Consider the following 18,322-nt stretch of genomic DNA (forward strand, 5'->3'; position numbering starts at 1 on the left):
TGTTTGCACTTAAAATAGAAGAGAAATCTATGCAATCGTTACCGGAAAACAAGGCAAAAATGTGCTTTTAATGAGGCCCTTAACAACTGTATATCAATTATTTACCACACTCATTTCACCTCTGGATTCCATCCACGGAAAACGTTTTCAAAAATGTAGGCCTTATATGCCTCATCGGTTAATTGGTGTGACCAATTTACCCTCTTCTTCGGATCGGCTCCTTTTCCTTTACTTTTATATTCAGCATAATAGGCAGTTTTTTCATTGCTCTCTTTTCCCCAGTTATTCCAGCCTTCGGGGCGGATAAGATCTGGCAGTTCGCAATTGAGAAAGGCAACTTTTGCATAAGGCCTCCATGGCCTACCCAAATAGAAACTATTTGCTGGTGCAGCTCCCTTGATTTTGCATTTGTTGAATACATAACCAAATTTTGTGGTATCGGCGGTTGAAGCCGCAGTGATATAACCAGCTTTCTTACAGAAAATAGTACAGCTTTCGAACCAGGCTGTAGAAGCCCCGAAAATAAAATCGACCGTTCCTTCGATATAACAGTTTTTATAATATTGACGGTTGTTACCACCATAGGTATAAAGTGTATCCTGAAAGCCTAAAAACCTGCAATTGATAAAAATCAGCTTATCGCCCCCTGCCCAAACGGCAACGGCCTGCCCTATCGGACCTGATGAATTTTCGAAGGTGATGTTCTCAGCAGAAAAGCCTTCACCATAAATGTAAAAGCTGGAAGAGCCCGAAGTGCCTTTTTCTTCGCCAAAAGCATTTTTCTTCTGGGCATAGTCATCATATGTTAAAATGGTTTCATCTAGGCTCTCCCCAATAAATTTTACGTTCTTTTTTGAAGCCGCCAAGATTAGCTTTTCTTTATAAATGCCTTTTTTGATAAAGATTACAGTTGTTTTGTTCCTGAAATCGGGTACCGCATGGATGGCTTCCTGTACGGTTTTAAAGTTTCCGCTTCCATCGGCAGCAACAACAAAATCTGGCTTTGTATCAAGCGCATTTGCGACCAGTGAAATCGCTAAGAGAAAGAATAAAATGATTGCTTTCATATCAATTTGGTTAGGCTTAAATTAAAATCGGCCACGTAAAAGTATAAACTTTGTAACGCAGCCGTGTTTTTAAAATATATGATGAACAATTTTAAACATTAATATCCAGCAGAAAGAAGTTTTTTCGAGATTAAACATTGCAAACGATGTCGGGAACGATTGCACAATAACAACTTGCCTAAAAATAAAAAAAGGCTTAACCTTGTTGGTAAGCTAATTTGATAAAATACACGCATCGTCATTCCCAACTTGATTGGGAATCTTAATGCCAATCACAAGTCGCATTAAGATTCCCGCGTGCGCGGAAATGACATAGCGCCAAATAAATAACTGACCAAATATTATAAAAACATTACTGTAAATGAAATATCTATTTAGTTCAATCCTCGTTGTAAGCCTTAGCATAAATGCCTTTGCCCAACTCGCTCCAAACAGTAGGTATATATCTAAAGTTTGGGTTGCTGACTTAGGTAACGGAACCTATAAAAATCCGGTTATCAATGCCGATTATTCTGATCCTGATGCTATCCGTGTGGGAGATGATTTTTATATGATCGCCTCCAGTTTCGATGCCATACCTGGATTACCGATTCTGCATTCGAAAGATCTGGTGAATTGGAAAATAATCGGCCATGCTTTAAAACGCCAGCCTCCTTTTGAGCATTTCGAAAAAACACAACATGGTAATGGCGTTTGGGCGCCTTCTATCCGTTATCGCAATGGCGAATTTTATATCTATTATCCAGATCCTGACTTTGGGATTTATTTAACCAAGGCCAAAAACATAACAGGAGTGTGGTCTGCACCAAAACTGGTCGCAGCTGGTAAAGGATTGATTGATCCATGCCCATTTTGGGATGAAGATGGCAAAGCGTACCTGGCTTATGCTTATGCGGGAAGCCGCGCAGGGATAAAAAGTGTATTAGCGATTATGCCGCTAACTAACGACGGCTCACAAGCAACAGAAACTGGCAGAATTGTGTACGATGGGCACGAGCTCGACCCAACCATTGAAGGGCCAAAATTTTATAAACGTAATGGCTATTACTATCTGTTCGCCCCAGCGGGTGGTGTTTCTACAGGCTGGCAATTAATTTTAAGAAGTAAAAACATCTATGGTCCCTACGAAAGAAAGATAGCGATGGATCAGGGGAAATCTGCTGTTAATGGCCCACATCAAGGTGCCTGGGTAAATACTCAAACGGGTGAAGATTGGTTCCTACATTTTCAGGATAAAGATGCTTATGGCCGCGTGATTCATCTGCAACCTATGAAATGGATTAATAACTGGCCTGTTATCGGGCTTGATGCAGATGGTGATGGAAAAGGTGAACCCGTTATCACCTATAAAAAGCCAAATGTGGGTAAGGTATATCCAGTTGAAACACCTGAAGAAAGTGATGAATTTGGCACGCCAAAATTAGGTTTGCAATGGCAATGGCAGGCTAATCCGCAGCCTACCTGGTTATTTACTGATGCAGGTAAGGGTTTGTTAAAGCTCTACACATCGAAAACCCCTGATGAAGCCAAAAACCTATGGGATGTACCGAACCTGTTAATGCAGAAATTTCCCACCGATGAATTTATGGTAACAAGCAAGCTTTTGTTTAAACCTAATCCAAAATTGGAAAATGAAAAAACGGGTTTGGTGGTGATGGGGAGAAGTTATGCTCAAATCAGTATTAAAAGTAAAAAAGATGGATTATACCTCATGTATGGTGTTTGCCCAAGTGCCGACAAGGGAAAAACGGAAAATGAAAAGGAAATTGCCAAACTAAAATCAGGATCGGTGTATTTCAGGGTTAAAGTTACCGCTGGTGCAAAATGCCAGTTTAGTTACAGTGAAGATGGAACTCGTTTTACTAATGTAGGTGATGAGTTTCAGGCAACAGCAGGACAATGGATCGGCGCAAAAATGGGAATCTTTGCCCTGCGGGATACCCAAACCAATGATTCAGGAATTGCCGAATACGATTGGTTCCATATACAAGCATTAAAATAAAGATGAAAAAACACAAATACCTTATCGCGGCCCTTGGCGCAGCTTTATTAATGTCTTTCATTATTAAACCCAAACCTGTTAAAATTTATTTAATCGGCGATTCTACCGTTGCAGATTATACACTAGATGAAGGTTATCTGCAGAAAAAGTATCCCATTACAGGCTGGGGGCAGGTTTTTCAGCAATTCTTAAAAAAAGACAGTTTAAAAAAATTAAACAGACTGATTAAAAGCGATAGCGCTTTGGTTATTGATAAAGCAAAAGGGGGAAGAAGTACCAGAACTTTTTTTGAAGAGGGAAGGTGGAAGGAAGTTTTATCAACCTTGCAAAAGAACGACCTGGTGTTGATCCAGTTTGGGCACAACGATGCGGCAAAAGATAAACCTGAACGTTATGTTGATATTCCGGGCTATAAAGATTTTTTAAGGATGTACGTGAAAGAAACAAGGGCGAAAGGAGCTTTACCGATCCTGATCACACCGGTTACCCGCAATTATCCCTGGAAAGATGGCAAATTGGGCAGTGCACATGGCGAATATCCACAAGCGGTAAAAGATGTGGCTGCGGCGTTAAATGTACCGGTTATAGACCTTACTTCACTTTCGGCAAGCTTTTTCACTACAAAAGGAAATGAATTTGTAAGTAAACATTACTTTATGAATTTAGACTCGGCAAAATATGAGGCTTATCCAAAAGGGCAAAGAGATAATACCCACTTCCAACCAGAAGGCGCCAAAGAAGTTGCTCATTTGGTTTATAATGAATTAAAAAACATCAACCAAAAGGCGAATTAGGAAAGGATAAGTATTTACGCAGAATAAATTACAATTGCTCCGAATTTTCTGGCATGTGATCATACTCACCTTTCCACGCATAAAAGCCAAATATCATTAATCCCAAACTAATTGGAAAGAAAATAAACAGGATAATTGCCCATTGCAGAATGGTATTGGTACGTTCGATATCTGTATGGGTCAAGCCCACTTTATCTATCGCCTGGATAAACAAAAAAGTCATTGTTAATGGCCCTAAAACCATCCAAACCAATCCTAAAAATTTCTTTAACGTATTCATCTTCTTCGTATTTAGTCGTTAATATTTTCGTCTCTTTTATTCGATAAATAAATTGTGCCAATAACTAAGCTCAATGCCGCTATACCTATCGGGTACCAAAGGCCAGATAATGGTGTAGAGCCTGAAAAGCTTGCAATTAATGTGGCTATAAATGGTACAAGCCCACCAAAAACACCGTTACCGATATGATAAGGCAGAGACATAGAGGTGTACCGGATTTTAGTCGGGAATAACTCAACCAGGAAAGCCGCAATTGGCCCATACACCATGGTTACCAATAAAATCTGGAAGAAGATTAAGCCAACAAATTTCCAGAACACTGGTGTAGGCAAAACTTTATCTTTTACTACTTCTTTACCCAAAAGAATCCCTTTTGTTGCAGAAACCGTATCGATTTGCACCTTGTTAAAGGAAGCACCGTTTCTAAGCATTACTTTAGTAGAAACTGTTCGTAAACTGTCAGTTGAGTTTGCAATTAAAATGGAAGTTACCGGAGCGGGGGTAACAGATAAAATGTCGGTCTGTTCAATTTTTGTATAATCGGTATCATCCAAAAACATTTGATAAATGGGGCGATAAAAAAGAATCCCCAACAACATTCCAGTTAGCATAATCCATTTTCGGCCAACTTTATCACTCCAGGCACCGAACACCACAAAAAATGGCGTGGCAAAGGCGATTCCCCATAGTAAAATGTATCTCGAATCGTTAAAGTCTAACTTACAGGTATTCTCTAAAAACGATTGTGCATAAAACTGCCCTGTATACCAGATTACCCCTTGCCCCATGGTAGCACCAAATAAGGCCAGGAGCACCATTTTAAAATTCGCTTTATTATTGAAACTCTCTTTCAGTGGATTTTTTGATACATTTCCCTCAGCCTTCAATTTAGAAAACATGGGCGATTCGTGCATTTTCATGCGGATATAAATCGAAACTACAACCAATACAATCGATAACAGAAAAGGGATTCTCCAGCCCCAATCGCCAAAAGTTTCAGCACCTAAAATATTCTTGGTGATTACAATGATCCCCAGCGAAAGGAATAAACCCAATGTTGCGGTAGTTTGGATCCAGCTGGTAAAAAAGCCACGTTTGTTTTTTGGTGCATGTTCTGCTACATAGGTTGCTGCACCACCATATTCTCCACCCAAAGCCAGGCCTTGGATTAACCTTAATATTAAAACCAATATTGGCGCCGCATAACCAATGCTTTTATATGAGGGGATTAAACCAATAAAAAATGTCGATCCACCCATCAGTACCAAAGTGAGCAAGAAAGTATATTTTCGGCCGATTAAATCGCCAAGCCTGCCAAAAACCAATGCACCAAACGGACGAACAATAAAACCTGCTGCAAAAATAGCCAAGGTATTAATTAAGGCCGATGCGCCTGCATCTTCTGGGAATAACTGATGACCAATGATAACCGCAAGGCTACCAAAAATGTAAAAATCATACCATTCAATCAGCGTGCCTAACGATGATGCACCGATTACTTTAAAGATATTGTTCTTGGGTAAAGTGTCGCTCATAAGAGATAAGAGTATTTGGTTTCCCAAGATAAACATTTGTATGACAATCGGCAACCTGTACTGTCTGTCATTTAATTTGTTACATTACCAAACATTTTGGCTTTAGTTTTGTATTTTCATCCGTAACGAATTTATTTTCCATTCAGATTTATGCTTTTAATACAAAACATCAGGTTAAGTAGAATTTTAAGAAATACATGGCACGTTGATCTGATCATGATTGTCTCTTGTACCGCGGCTTACTTTGTTCGCGAATATTTAATTGCGCATCATTTCTCCATTCCATCCATTATTCCAACAGTTTTGGGTACTGCCATTGCATTTTTTATTGGTTTTAATAATAACCAGGCCTACGATAGATGGTGGGAAGCCCGAAAAATATGGGGCGCTTTGGTAAACGATTCGCGCTCTTTTACAAGGGCATTGATCAATTATGTTGACGAAGACGAAGAAAGTGTAAAACGAATGGTTTACAGGCACATTGCCTTTTTGTATGCGTTAAAAGCCAATTTAAGAGGCACGGTTGATGAAATTTATACAAAATATTTGTCTGATGCAGATTTATTAGAAATAGGAAGGCATAACAATAAGCATAATGCACTTTTGAATATCCAATCCAGAGATCTACAGAAACTTTCTAAATCTGGTGCTATTGATGGTTTCAGGTTTATCGAAATTAATGAAATGCTTACTCGCTTCTCTGATTCCATGGGAATGAACGAAAGGATTAAAAATACCATTTTTCCAACCACCTACAGTTATTTAACCAAGGTGTTTATCTGGCTATTTGTGGTAACGTTTACCCTTGTAATTAGTCAGGATGCAGGACCTGCAGCCATATTTTTGGGCTGGTTAATCGGTTTCGTATTTGTATCTACACAAATTAATGGAATGAGCCTGGTTAATCCCTTCGAAAACAATTCAGCAGGGGTTCCACTCAACCAGATCACCAGAACGATAGAAATCAATCTTTTGCAAATGTTAGAAGAGGAAGAGATTCCTGAGCCCGTTAAGCCGATAAATGACGAATATGTTCTTTAAGTTTTTATTGTTTTCTTAGCTATAAATATGAACAAAAGAGATAAAAGCCAGAAGATAAACAGGATCACAACTGCATTCTGAATGGCTTTTGGATAACCCAGCTGTACCACATCAATAAATGGGTAGGGGTATTTATTAATCAGATAACCCCTAACCACAATAAATACCACATAAAGCAAAGGATAAGCCAACCAGGTGATGGCCTGTTTGTATTGTAGCGTTGATTTTTTAACAAAGAAAGCCCAGAAAAATAAAAAGATCAAAGGGCTTATCACATGCAAAAGTTCATCGGCCAACCTCGCCCAACCTACAGGCGATGCCAAACCACGCAGGGTGATATTGTAAATTAGACCTACTACCACAATATAAACTGTTATGGCTGTTAAAGTAGATGCCTGAGTAAATAAACTCCTTGATTCACCGCGTTTAACAAAAGATAAGCTGGTAAAGCAAATGGCTACGATAATATTGGTTATAACCGTAAAATAAGATAAAAACGCTTTAATTGTTACAGGATAATCATTATTCAAGAGTTGTAAACTTACACGGAATTGGAGTGCCAGGGAAAACCATACAACAATAGCGGCACAAATAACAAAAGGCCTGAAATTTTCTTTTAAATCCATAAGCGCTGAATTGAGTGTGATAGAAAAGTAGGGAATTAATATGAACGAATGAAATTTAAGTAGTCTTTTTCGTTTTCAAAAATTGCTAATTACCCGTTAATGCACTTTTTAATTTCTCCTCAAAAAGTATCGATTTTGCTTTGAACTGAGGATCGGAAAAGGAAATATTGGCTGTGGCATAAATAATCTTTCCATCTTTTCCAACCAATACATTCGATGGGAAACCGTGATTAATATTCAGTTTCCTGATCTCATCTTTGCTCAGCGATACAATTTCGTATTTATATCCGTTTCGTTTTTGAAAGCGTTTGGTACTAGCGGGATTATCATGAGTAATACCGATAAACCTTACAGCCTTTTTGCCATATTTAGTTACCAAACTATTTAATTCGGGCATTTCGGCTATACAAGGCGGGCATTTTTCGAACCAAAAGTTAATAACCATTACCTGATTTTTTAAATTGGTATTGGAGATTTGTTTTTTATTGATGGTTAAACCGTTAAAAACAGGTAGATCTTTACCTATTAATTCTTCGAAGAAAGTTTCCTGTGTAGCCCATTTAACCGGGGCATCTTGTGCCAATGCTGAGAAAGAAAAAACAGACAGCAGAATAATAAGGTAAATTTTCATCAGCGCCAAATATAAAAAAAGTCCTACCAATTTGGCAGGACTTAAGAGGGGTTAATGCGTTTGCCTATTTAATCTTTTTATTTAGGTAATCAATTGCAGTATTCAGGGTTGCATCCTTATTGGCCATAAAATCTTTTATAGTTGGAATTATTTCGATATCAGGTTTTACACCATTACCTACAAACTCACGCCAATCGGGATAAGTATCCTTTTTCGTACATACCCTTGCACTTCCTCCACCGGGAAGATCAAATAAGTAAGGTTGTCCCGTACTTCCGAAAGAATTTCTGCCGATTTTTGTCATGTGTTTTTGGTTATCAGCATAAATCAAAAAGTCTTCAGCTGCCGAAGCAGTATTGTGGCCAATTAACAGTACCGTTGGAACTACAATGCGCTTTGCCGAAAGCTTATTTTTCAGTGGATAGTAATCTAAATTGTAAAAATAATTATCCTGATAGGTTAGAAGTGCCTTTTTATTCCATTCGCTGTTTACTGTATCCTTGGGAGAAGTATATTTTCCCCAGGCCTTAAAAGCCGAGGTTAGTTGTCGGGTAGAATAACGAGATCCATAAAGTAAGCTATCATTAGTTAAGTATTTCAATATGTAGCTTCCAATCCCAGTATTCCCCCCTCCGTTATTCCTTAAATCAACTATTATTGCTTTTGCTTGATATAATTCAGGGAGCTTAGCGATAAAAAGACTATCTATTTTTTCTTCTCCAAATGAGTTGAGTGCAACATATGCTACCTTATTAGGGTACCATTTAAAGTTTAGTAGTGATGATTCTGCCGGGAATGCGGGGAAAACTTCTTTTTCTTCAGTACGCTGATGGGTTAATTTTAAGGTTATAATCTGTCCCTTTGGTTTTTTGATTTTGATTTCGAACTGGCTTCCTTCAAGTCCCTGAAGCAATTTACTTATACTCCAGTCCTGTAAAACATAACCGGTAGAGGAAGAAATGTAAGGTGAAACATTTTCAGCTATGTATTTAGCCGTAGGTTTTCCATTCACCTCTATAACCTCACTTCCAACAGGAATTTCATCCTTTTTGCTTAGATTAACACGTGTAATGATCGCTTTATTCTCTACGTTTTCGATAAAGAGGCGATAATTCCCAAACATGGTATTCATAGGCTCAAAATCTTTGCCGCTTGGCATAAAAATATTGGTATGCCCATCTTTAAGCATTGCACAAAAGCGCTGCATTTCTTGATAGTACTCGTAATCAGTTTTGGTTTCGGGAATCGAAGTAATCAATGCTTTATAGGTGCTATCCCATTTAACACGATCTACTTTGTTTAAATAAACGAAGTTATAATTTACTTCCTGCCAAAATTTTGATAACCCGTAAATTTTGTCCGCTTTTGTTAATTTGTTTGACTGTGCAAAAACAGCTATGGGGATGAGCATTAATAAAAGAATCTTCTTCATGTCATTTGTTTTATTTAAAAGAATTTGCTTCAATTTTTATACCAGTTGAAAAATCCTCCTCGACATTAAAATTATGGCCTTTTGAAAAAACAGGGTGTTCATAAACGGTCATCACATATCCGATATCGGACAAAAAAAGTCCTACCAATTTGGCAGGACTTCAAAGTTTGTTTGGTTTAGAAAATCTTATTTAAAAGTAACTGAACCGTATTCGGTTTTAATGGATACGTTTGCAGCACCACCGCTACCTATTTTGCCAGCATATTTTTTAGTTTCATCGTCCTTACTTACCAGGCTTGATGTTACGTTTGAACCATATTTAAAGCCTGCATACGAAGTAGAAACATTGAAATTGGCATTGTAACGGTCTGCAAAGCCCAATCCGATGCTTACATATTCACCACCAAAAGTGAAGTTTTTACAAGCCGGGGTAATTTCGCTCACATTTAAACGATTGTAATCCATATTGATGTTTGCATCTCCATTAAGCGAGCCTAAAGTAACATTCGAATATTCTGCATTAACCGCAATTTTACCTGCCGATGCAATATTTAAATCGCCATAAGCTTGTTTAACCACCGTATTGCCTTTAACCGTATTGATATTTACTTTGGCATATTCGGCATTTAAAAGCAAGTTGCCACCAATAGTGCCAATTGTTAAGCCTTTGCCATATTCCACTTTAATATCGGCTGATCTTCTGATGGTATTAATGTTTACGGCAACATATTCGGCAACAAGTTCTAAAGTACCCACCGAACCAATAGTTACAGGTCCGTTATATTCGTGTTTTACCACGGCAGCATTCAAATCCTGAATATCGCATTTGCCATACTGAACATTAATGTAGTTGTTGGCATTACTTAAGTTACCCGCTACAAGGTTGCCATATTCTACTTTTAACGAGGTTGGCCCTGCAAAATTACCCATTTCTACATTTCCATACTCCTGTAAAACGGTTAAGGGGTTAACCGCTGGCATAAACACGGTATAGTTTACTTTCACCTCTCTTCTCCAAGTGGTTACACCATTTTTCATCCCGCGGCCATAACGTCCGTTTCTGTCGCCCATGTTGGTTTTGAAAGAAACCACATCACCATTTTTAGCGGCATCTATATTCACCCCATCTATCAGTTTCTGAACATCGCTGTCTGAGTTGCTGTAAGCTTTAATATCTACATCAACACGCACTTCTTTTTTATCCCAGGTTTTAATTACAATAGATCCATATTGGTTATTTAAGTTAACCTTATCGTTATTATCTACATTAAAACTCTTGCTAAAAGATTTTGAACGTTCGGCATCACTGCCTGTTTGCCTATGCTTCGAAGTGTTAACCATCGCCAATGTTGATGATTTCTCTACATTTTCTATAACTACCTTCTCTGATGGGCTATTTACTACCCCTTCTTGCGCATTAGTTTTTACGGCAATTAAAGCCATAAAGGCTAAAAATATTTTTATTGTTTTCATGTTGTTAATTGTTAAACACCTATGCGCTTAAAACCTGCCGGCTGGCAATAAGCGGTTCGATGTGGTGAGCGTTCCCTAATTAGTATCAAGTATGTTGAATCAGGTATCAAGACTGATTGACAACTATTTATTGCGCTTTCTACTTTAGGCGTTAATTTCTCTTAAATTAAATCTGGTTAACTCTTTTGTAATCGTCAACCTGGTTAATAATCAATAATTGTTGTTTTAATAACTGCAATTGTATTTCACGGTTTTTAACCATGGCCTTTACCACAAAAGTTTGGTTGGGCGAGCTTGGTAACTCCGTTTTTAATCTTTCGTAATCTTCATCAAGCTTTTTTAAATCAGCCGTAAATTTTTTATACAACTCTGGATTTGCAGCGGCAAAAATGGCCAGGCTGTCTCTTTTTTCGGTAATTAAACCAGCGAAATGAACGTCCTTTTTAGCATAGGAAGCACTAACGTCGGCTATTTCTAAATCTTTGTTTTGTAATTTTCCTACGTATAACCAGGCTAAACCAAAAACGACCACAATAGCCGCTGCTGCACTCATCCATAAATACAGCTTTACAGGTTTTTTTTTCTTCTTATTGTCTAACTCCTGTTCAATCTTTGCCCAAAGTCCTGCCGATGGCTCCATTACGTCGAAAGCTTTACGGTTTTCCTTTACAAAGGTTTCTAATCTATTATTCATCTCTCATCCCTTTCTGTTCTAAAATACTTTTTAACTTCTTTTTAGCCCTCATATACTGTGTGCGGCTGGTATTTTCACTAATTTTTAAAATGTGTGCAATCTCTTCATGGTCGTAACCCTCTAACAGGTACAAACTCAATACCACCCTATAGCCATCTGGCAATTGGGTTATAGCTGTTCTTATTTCCTCAGCCTGTAACTGCACTTCATAGTCATCAAAACTATCTTCATCCGGCACTTCCGATATTTCATCGGTACTTACAAATTCCATTTTACGTTTACGTAAATAATTGATGGATTTGTTGATCACGATCTGCTTTAGCCAAAGCCCGAAAGTGGTTTCTTGCCTAAAATCTACAATTCTGGTAAACGCATCCAAAAATGCTTCCTGTAAAACATCTTCTGCCTCTTCCTCATAATTTAAAATGCGCAGTGCCACATTATACATGGCCTTTGCATACAGCTTGTACAATTCAAACTGTGCTGCGCGGCTTCCCTGCATGCATTTTTTTACGAGTTCTAGGTTTTTATCGATGTATACGGCTTCCAAAATTTCGAATATTCTGATTATAAGACATAAGGGATTTTAAAACGTTGCATCAAGGTAGAAAAAAAATTAAAAATATGTTAACACAGTTTTAATGTCAGATCAAAAGATTATTGCAAAAGCGCTAAATGAGTTTTTTCAGCAACAGGCTATGTTAACTAAACCCGACAGCAGCGAACACGCAGTGTAACGAAGTAAAGCGAATGGCGGGGCTACAGCACCTATGAAATGCTGACCTTTCATTTCCAAATAGAAAAAATATTTAATAATTATTAGGAAATGGTTGGTTCCGTGCTTTTGGCAAATTCAGTCCTGCTTTCCCTCCAGCCAATTTGAAGGAAATTGGCGTCCGTTCAATCAGGTTTATTTAACGTAGATCGATGCAGGAAGCTCAAATCTTTCATCCGCCAATAATAAAAATGGGGTTGTTTAGAACAAGCTTTTGTTAGCTAAACCCGACAGGAGCGAACACGCAGTGTAACGGAGTAAAGCGGATGGCGGGGCTACAGCACCTATGAAATGCTGCCCTTTCATTTCCTAAAAAGAAAAAATATTTAATAATTATTAGAAAATGGTTGGTTCCGTGCTTTTGGCAAATTCTGTCCCGCTTTTGGTACGAGTTCCGATGAAGGATCGGAAGCTCTTCCCGACAATCAGGTTTATTAACTTAGGCCGGTGCTTTGAAAACAAACCACTGTTAACTAAACCCGACAGCAGCGAACACGCAGTGTAACGAAGTAAAGCGAATGGCGGGGCTACAGCACCTATGAAATGCTGCCCTTTCATTTTCAAAACATAAAGGCCTTTTATAATCTTAAGAAATGATTGGTTCTGTGCCTTTGGTATTGTGGAAAATCATTTATAGAATCATCATAAATTTGAAAACCCTGATGCAAACAATTAACTTCATGCCATGGAAACCGATTTAATCATTTCAGCAATAAGCGAGATACACAAAAAAGCAGATCAGGCTTTAGAAAGCAAAGATCTAACGGCCTATACCGCCATGTTTGATGATACTTTAAGTTATACCCCTGCAAAAGGAGCGGCTTTAAACAAACGTGATTATACGCTTGATCTAAAAAAATACTTCGGCAACCTTAAAGAAATTCACACTAGTTATTATCGCATTAAATCGTCTTTTGAGGAGGAGGTTTTTACAGAAAAAATCGCCAGAAAATCGATTATCCTAAAGCCTAATTTGCTTATTTTTTCCAAAAAACAGACCATCCAAACCGAAGAAATTTACCATTGGAAAAAGGTTAAAGGCGAATGGAAAGTAATCGCTATTGAAATTACTTTAGAAGAAAAGTATTAGTCCTTGTTTAAATGATCAGATTATTAAGTTTATACAGCGTAATACTTGCATTGTTCTTGTCGGGATGCGGTGCTAAGTCGTCTTCAACAAAAATTACATTGTTAGATACCGTTTCATTCGAAGAACTTTCAAAAATTTCATGCGCATATCTTAAAAAACAGCAAGCCTATTGCCAAGACAAATATAAAATTGGAAAATATGAACGATGGGATTATGACCAACTAACAGGTAAACTCATATTTAGCGATAAGGGAGTACAGAAAGTTATTATTGACTATGAGGAAGTGGATCTGTTTCGTTAAAGTCAAATACATGGTTGTGGGCTTGGGGTAACTCCTCCATAGAAGAAAATGTAAAAAAAGAAATAACAACGATTAGAACTTATGGTATTAAGAGAGGATTTGAAAGTCTCTTTAAAGCCAAATGGTCTGCTGACATAGTTGATGGTTGGGATATGGCTGCAATTTAAGCATATATTTTGAAAGCTAAAGGTGTTTATCGTGTTCCAAGTCATGATAATAAGTTGTTTTCATTTATGCTTTTCAAAAAGATTACTGTTGTAGATTCTTTACCCAAAAAGAAACAGCAGTTTTAGGTGTTTTCATTTGATAGAAAAAACATAAAATCTTCTACTCTAAACTTTAAAACAAAATCGGTATTTTTGCCGCTCAATTTAGATTACAATATATGTTAAGAACAGTAACTTGTGGTGCATTAAACCTAAATAACTTAGGCGAAAGTGTTACGCTATGTGGTTGGGTACAAAAATCAAGAGATTTAGGCGGTATGACTTTTATAGACATCCGCGATCGTTATGGCATTACTCAATTGGTTTTTAACATGGACGATAATCGTGAGCTTTGCGAAACTGCACGTTCTTTAGGCCGCGAGTTTGTAATTAAAGCGATTGGTACCGTTGTAGAAAGAAGCAACAAAAACCCAAAAATGGCAACCGGAGATGTGGAGATTAAAATTTCTGCTTTGGAAATTTTAAATGCTGCAAAATTACCTCCTTTCATGATCGATGATGAAACTGATGGAGGTGATGAATTGCGTATGAAATACCGCTATTTGGATTTACGCCGTAATCCGGTTCGCAATAACCTGGTTTTACGTCATAAAATGGCGCAATCGGTTCGCCGTTATTTAGATGCTTTAGATTTTATCGAAGTGGAAACACCTGTGTTGATTAAATCTACACCAGAAGGTGCAAGAGATTTCGTGGTGCCTAGCCGCATGAACGAAGGTGAGTTTTATGCTTTGCCTCAATCGCCGCAAACCTTCAAACAATTGTTGATGGTTTCTGGTTTCGACCGTTATTTCCAGATTGTAAAATGTTTTAGAGATGAAGATTTAAGAGCCGACCGTCAGCCTGAGTTTACCCAGATCGACTGCGAAATGTCTTTCATCGAACAAGAAGATATATTAAACACTTTCGAAGGTCTAATTCGTACTTTATTTAAAGAAGTGCGTAATTACGATTTACCAGAAGTACCGCGCATGCAATATGCAGATGCGATGCGTTTGTATGGATCTGATAAACCAGATACTCGTTTTGCGATGCAGTTTGTTGAGCTTAACCACCTGGTAAAAGGCAAAGGCTTTCCGGTTTTCGATAATGCAGAATTGGTAGTGGGTATCAATGCAAAAGGCGCAGCAAGTTATACCCGTAAGCAATTAGACGAATTAACAGATTTTATCAAACGACCGCAAATTGGCGCTACAGGTTTGATTTATGCCCGTCATAATGAAGATGGAACCATTAAATCATCAGTAGATAAATTTTTCAACGAAGAAGACCTTAAACAATGGAGTGAGGCTTTTGAAACCGAAAAAGGCGATTTGTTATTAATTTTAGCGGGTTCAACAGATAAAGTACGTAAACAGTTAAATGAGCTTCGTTTAGAAATGGGTAACCGTTTAGGCTTGCGTGATAAAAATACATTCTCGGCGCTTTGGGTATTGGATTTCCCGCTTTTAGAATGGGATGAGGAAACAGAACGTTACCATGCCATGCACCACCCGTTCACTTCTCCAAAACCTGAGGATATTGGTTTATTAGATACCGATCCTAAAAACGTACGTGCCAATGCATACGATATGGTAATCAACGGAACTGAAGTTGGTGGCGGCTCCATCCGTATTCATGATAGAACATTACAGGCTTTAATGTTTAAACATTTAGGTTTCAGTGCAGAAGAAGCACAAAAACAATTCGGTTTCTTAATGGATGCTTTTGAGTTTGGCGCACCTCCACATGGCGGTATTGCCTTTGGTTTTGATCGTTTAACCTCAATTTTTGCAGGTTTAGATTCAATCCGTGATGTGATTGCTTTCCCTAAAAATAACTCAGGAAGAGATGTAATGATTGATAGTCCAAGTACTATTGATGATAAACAGTTGAAAGAATTGAAAATTAAAACGGATTTATAGATGTCCGCCATGCTGATCCGATAGCTATCGGATCAGGGGGTGATGAAACTCATAACAAAGCCTCAGAATTTAAAATTCTGAGGCTTTGTTATTTAAAATCATTTGGCACGTTGCTCACTAATAACTAATGGCCAATGAACTATTTAACTAATACGTTTCACTATCAGGCGGAATACCATAGTCTACAAATTTCTTTCCTTTTATCTCTTTCTTTTTACCCAACCAACTCTTAACAGAATTAAAAATTGCTGATAAATGTTCAGCATCGAGCGATTTACCAATTTTTCCTGAAACCAGACCTACAGCCGCTTTGGTTAAAAAACCAGCACCTCTAAATATGGTTTTATTCATAAACATTGGCAAAAGCAACGACATAGCCGTTCCGCTAATATTTAATTTTTCGTCGGCTTTAAACAGGTTACTTGGTGTCGCATACCTTTTTATCAATGCACCCAAAGTAAATTGTTTAAAATACACTTTCGTATCCGATTTAAGCATGTTTTGCTTAAGCGTGTACTCAACCTTAAGTGCTAACTTTTTAGTCTGCAGGTCTTCTAGGTTACGGATATCTTTATACCTTTTCATCTTCCTCCTTATCTGCAAGTTTATCAAAATATCTCCTAATGGCTACATTAATAATTGCCTTCTCTATATATTTATTCTTAGTTAGATAAACGATTATTGCCAGTAGAATATAAAATAAGGAAACGCAGCCAAAGCCTCCGGCATAGCTACCTAAAAGGTCAGACAGATAAAGTGCCAAAGTTACCGAGCCAAATAAAAAGGCGAGTATAAAACAAACAATAACTGCCGTACTGGTTACTAGATCAGCAAATACTTTAGAAACTTTTTCTACTAGGTAAAGTCTTGTATATTCAACCCTGGCCTCTAAAAAGCCTTTAGCATCGTCTACAAGATCTTCAATACTTTTATCTTTATTTTCCTGCATAATTCAGATGATATTTAACCGAGCAAAATGCCCGGCTATGCAATATTTATTTTTACGCGTGCTCCACGTCGTCGCTGTATTCTTCTTCTACGCTTCTTAATTTTGTTTTGATCGAGCTTACAACTTTATCCTTTAAGCTGGCAAGATGGTTAATTTCATCAGCAGCTTTATCTTTGATAGAATCGCCTAAATCTTTTAGCGATTGACTTAATCTATCGCGGGTTTCATCACCTTTATCTGGTGCGAACAAAATTCCGAGGGCCGCACCGGCAGCTAATCCTGCTAAAAGCGCAACTACAACTTTTGAGTTATCATTCATAATTAATGTATTTTAAGGGTTTAACAATTATGTACAATATAAAACTACTACATTATTTATTGTTAAGCTATATTTATAACTCAGTATGCTCATTATTTGTTTTAATTCTTTCCAATCTTTCTGATGCAAGCGTACTGGTTTCGTAAATCTTAACAAGCAATATAAAATAAGATAACAGTAGCGGACCAAAAACAAGGCCCAATATTCCAAATAAAGGGATACCAATAATTACGCCAATTACTGTAATTATGGGGTGAATATTACCAACTTTTTTTGCAATGATAAACCTTAGCACATTGTCGATATTGATAATGACTACAAAACCAAAAATAAGCATGGCCCAGCCAGCAAAATTATTACCGTTCGCAATCTGCAAAATAGCAGCTGGGACAAAAATAACCGGTGGCCCCAAAACAGGCACAAAAGAAATAAATGCTGTAATAACTCCCCAGAAAATGGGGTCTTTATAACCCAGAACATAAAAAGAAAGGCTCAAAAGCGAACCTTGAACGAGGCAGATCAGCCCTTGTCCCAATACATTTGCATAAGTTGTATTTCGCATTTCATCGCCAAAACGAAGTGCATTCTGTTCTCTGAAAGGTGCATATTTAATCAATGAAAATTCGAATTTTTTCCGTTCAATTAACATAAAGTAGAGTAAAAAGTACATCACCAATAAACTTAATATAATATTTACTGCACTCGATATTAAGGACGGAAAAAGCTGAGTGGCCCAATTCCCTAAGCGGTTTAATCCTTCTTGAATAAGATCCTGATTAATTTTAACCGGAATAAGGTGCTGTAATTTAACCAATAGATTTTTAAAAAAAACTTCATTGTTCCTCAATTCCGAAATTTTACTGATAACCATACTACTTAACGCATAAAAAGGCATCACAATTAGTATGATGGAGATGGTGATAAGAAAGATTGCTGTTACTCTTTTATTCCACCCCTTATTTTCTGCTAAATGGATATATGCTGGCCTCATTATCGTGTAAAGCACCAGAGTACTTAAAATGGCACTAAAAATACTTTGCAAAGAATAGGCAATTAACACCCCAAGTGCAATAATAATGACCAGGTTAATGTTATTGCGTTGCTTATAAGAGAATACTGACATATTTTGATAATGAGGGTATTCTTTAAATGCTAAAAGGGCCTGTTTTGTTTTCTTGATT

Annotated in this window: 20 protein-coding genes; 7 read left to right on the forward strand and 13 right to left on the reverse strand. The window is 37.5% G+C overall.

The window, feature by feature from the left end:
* Positions 1 to 110 precede the first annotated feature (110 nt).
* A complete protein-coding gene (locus EZ456_RS00505; protein WP_131526349.1) occupies positions 111 to 1,067 on the reverse strand; it encodes a pectinesterase family protein in 957 nt (318 codons plus the stop codon).
* Between the two features lie 361 nt (positions 1,068 to 1,428).
* On the opposite strand from EZ456_RS00505, the gene EZ456_RS00510 reads away from it, so the two are divergent.
* Together EZ456_RS00510 and EZ456_RS00515 are read left to right on the forward strand one after the other, a co-directional pair.
* The gene (locus EZ456_RS00510) at positions 1,429 to 3,069 is read left to right on the forward strand and encodes a glycoside hydrolase family 43 protein (protein ID WP_131526350.1); all 1,641 of its coding nucleotides are present in this window, start codon (positions 1,429 to 1,431) and stop codon (positions 3,067 to 3,069) included.
* A gap of 2 nt (positions 3,070 to 3,071) precedes the next feature.
* Positions 3,072 to 3,863, forward strand: coding sequence for a rhamnogalacturonan acetylesterase (locus EZ456_RS00515; protein WP_131526351.1), 792 nt, complete (start codon positions 3,072 to 3,074; stop codon positions 3,861 to 3,863).
* Between the two features lie 28 nt (positions 3,864 to 3,891).
* On the opposite strand, the gene EZ456_RS00520 is transcribed toward EZ456_RS00515, so the two are convergent.
* Both EZ456_RS00520 and EZ456_RS00525 read right to left on the reverse strand, forming a co-directional pair.
* Positions 3,892 to 4,143, reverse strand: coding sequence for a DUF6814 family protein (locus EZ456_RS00520; protein ID WP_131526352.1), 252 nt, complete (start codon positions 4,141 to 4,143; stop codon positions 3,892 to 3,894).
* 11 nt (positions 4,144 to 4,154) lie between these two features.
* On the reverse strand, positions 4,155 to 5,678 hold the full coding sequence (locus EZ456_RS00525; RefSeq protein WP_131526353.1) for an MFS transporter: 1,524 nt from the start codon (positions 5,676 to 5,678) through the stop codon (positions 4,155 to 4,157).
* A 150-nt stretch (positions 5,679 to 5,828) separates the two neighbouring features.
* On the opposite strand from EZ456_RS00525, the gene EZ456_RS00530 reads away from it, so the two are divergent.
* Positions 5,829 to 6,719: a bestrophin family protein gene (locus EZ456_RS00530; protein ID WP_131526354.1), complete on the forward strand. Its 891-nt coding sequence runs from the start codon at positions 5,829 to 5,831 to the stop codon at positions 6,717 to 6,719.
* Here the strand turns inward: EZ456_RS00530 and EZ456_RS00535 are convergent.
* The 6 genes from EZ456_RS00535 to EZ456_RS00560 form a co-directional block, all read right to left on the reverse strand.
* Positions 6,716 to 7,345: a Pr6Pr family membrane protein gene (locus EZ456_RS00535; RefSeq protein WP_131526355.1), complete on the reverse strand. Its 630-nt coding sequence runs from the start codon at positions 7,343 to 7,345 to the stop codon at positions 6,716 to 6,718. The two genes, EZ456_RS00530 and EZ456_RS00535, sit on opposite strands and share 4 nt — an antisense overlap.
* Positions 7,346 to 7,430: 85 nt before the next feature.
* Positions 7,431 to 7,976, reverse strand: a complete 546-nt coding sequence (locus EZ456_RS00540; RefSeq protein WP_131526356.1) for a TlpA family protein disulfide reductase — start codon at positions 7,974 to 7,976, stop codon at positions 7,431 to 7,433.
* Positions 7,977 to 8,040: 64 nt separating this feature from the next.
* Positions 8,041 to 9,408 (reverse strand): S41 family peptidase, encoded by a 1,368-nt coding sequence (locus EZ456_RS00545; protein ID WP_131526357.1) that lies wholly within the window; start codon positions 9,406 to 9,408, stop codon positions 8,041 to 8,043.
* A 186-nt stretch (positions 9,409 to 9,594) separates the two neighbouring features.
* Positions 9,595 to 10,881: a hypothetical protein gene (locus tag EZ456_RS00550; protein WP_225876441.1), complete on the reverse strand. Its 1,287-nt coding sequence runs from the start codon at positions 10,879 to 10,881 to the stop codon at positions 9,595 to 9,597.
* A gap of 166 nt (positions 10,882 to 11,047) precedes the next feature.
* Entirely contained in the window at positions 11,048 to 11,575 is a 528-nt protein-coding gene (locus tag EZ456_RS00555) for a hypothetical protein (RefSeq protein WP_225876442.1), read from the reverse strand.
* On the reverse strand, positions 11,568 to 12,125 hold the full coding sequence (locus tag EZ456_RS00560; RefSeq protein WP_205944995.1) for an RNA polymerase sigma factor: 558 nt from the start codon (positions 12,123 to 12,125) through the stop codon (positions 11,568 to 11,570). The genes EZ456_RS00555 and EZ456_RS00560 overlap by 8 nt, the downstream gene beginning before the upstream one ends.
* Before the next feature lie 910 nt (positions 12,126 to 13,035).
* Between EZ456_RS00560 and EZ456_RS00565 the strand changes: the two genes are divergently transcribed.
* The 4 genes from EZ456_RS00565 (at position 13,036) to aspS (ending at position 15,873) form a co-directional block, all read left to right on the forward strand.
* Positions 13,036 to 13,440 (forward strand): hypothetical protein, encoded by a 405-nt coding sequence (locus tag EZ456_RS00565; RefSeq protein ID WP_131526359.1) that lies wholly within the window; start codon positions 13,036 to 13,038, stop codon positions 13,438 to 13,440.
* Between the two features lie 11 nt (positions 13,441 to 13,451).
* Positions 13,452 to 13,742, forward strand: coding sequence for a DUF6882 domain-containing protein (locus EZ456_RS00570; protein WP_131526360.1), 291 nt, complete (start codon positions 13,452 to 13,454; stop codon positions 13,740 to 13,742).
* A 14-nt stretch (positions 13,743 to 13,756) separates the two neighbouring features.
* The gene (locus EZ456_RS25755; protein WP_394343133.1) at positions 13,757 to 13,909 is read left to right on the forward strand and encodes a DUF6882 domain-containing protein; all 153 of its coding nucleotides are present in this window, start codon (positions 13,757 to 13,759) and stop codon (positions 13,907 to 13,909) included.
* A 218-nt stretch (positions 13,910 to 14,127) separates the two neighbouring features.
* The gene (gene aspS, locus EZ456_RS00575; RefSeq protein ID WP_131526361.1) at positions 14,128 to 15,873 is read left to right on the forward strand and encodes an aspartate--tRNA ligase; all 1,746 of its coding nucleotides are present in this window, start codon (positions 14,128 to 14,130) and stop codon (positions 15,871 to 15,873) included.
* A 147-nt stretch (positions 15,874 to 16,020) separates the two neighbouring features.
* Here the strand turns inward: aspS and EZ456_RS00580 are convergent, their stop codons facing one another.
* The 4 genes from EZ456_RS00580 to EZ456_RS00595 all read right to left on the reverse strand — a co-directional run bounded on the left by EZ456_RS00580 (position 16,021) and on the right by EZ456_RS00595 (position 18,264).
* Complete coding sequence (locus EZ456_RS00580) at positions 16,021 to 16,458, reverse strand: hypothetical protein (RefSeq protein WP_131526363.1); 438 nt, start codon at positions 16,456 to 16,458, stop codon at positions 16,021 to 16,023.
* Positions 16,445 to 16,822 (reverse strand): phage holin family protein, encoded by a 378-nt coding sequence (locus EZ456_RS00585; RefSeq protein ID WP_131526365.1) that lies wholly within the window; start codon positions 16,820 to 16,822, stop codon positions 16,445 to 16,447. The genes EZ456_RS00580 and EZ456_RS00585 overlap by 14 nt, the downstream gene beginning before the upstream one ends.
* 52 nt (positions 16,823 to 16,874) lie before the next feature.
* The gene (locus EZ456_RS00590) at positions 16,875 to 17,141 is read right to left on the reverse strand and encodes a YtxH domain-containing protein (protein ID WP_131526367.1); all 267 of its coding nucleotides are present in this window, start codon (positions 17,139 to 17,141) and stop codon (positions 16,875 to 16,877) included.
* Between the two features lie 73 nt (positions 17,142 to 17,214).
* Complete coding sequence (locus EZ456_RS00595) at positions 17,215 to 18,264, reverse strand: AI-2E family transporter (RefSeq protein ID WP_131526369.1); 1,050 nt, start codon at positions 18,262 to 18,264, stop codon at positions 17,215 to 17,217.
* Positions 18,265 to 18,322 lie beyond the last annotated feature (58 nt).

The organism is Pedobacter psychrodurus, from assembly GCF_004331735.1.
Lineage (GTDB): Bacteria > Bacteroidota > Bacteroidia > Sphingobacteriales > Sphingobacteriaceae > Pedobacter > Pedobacter psychrodurus.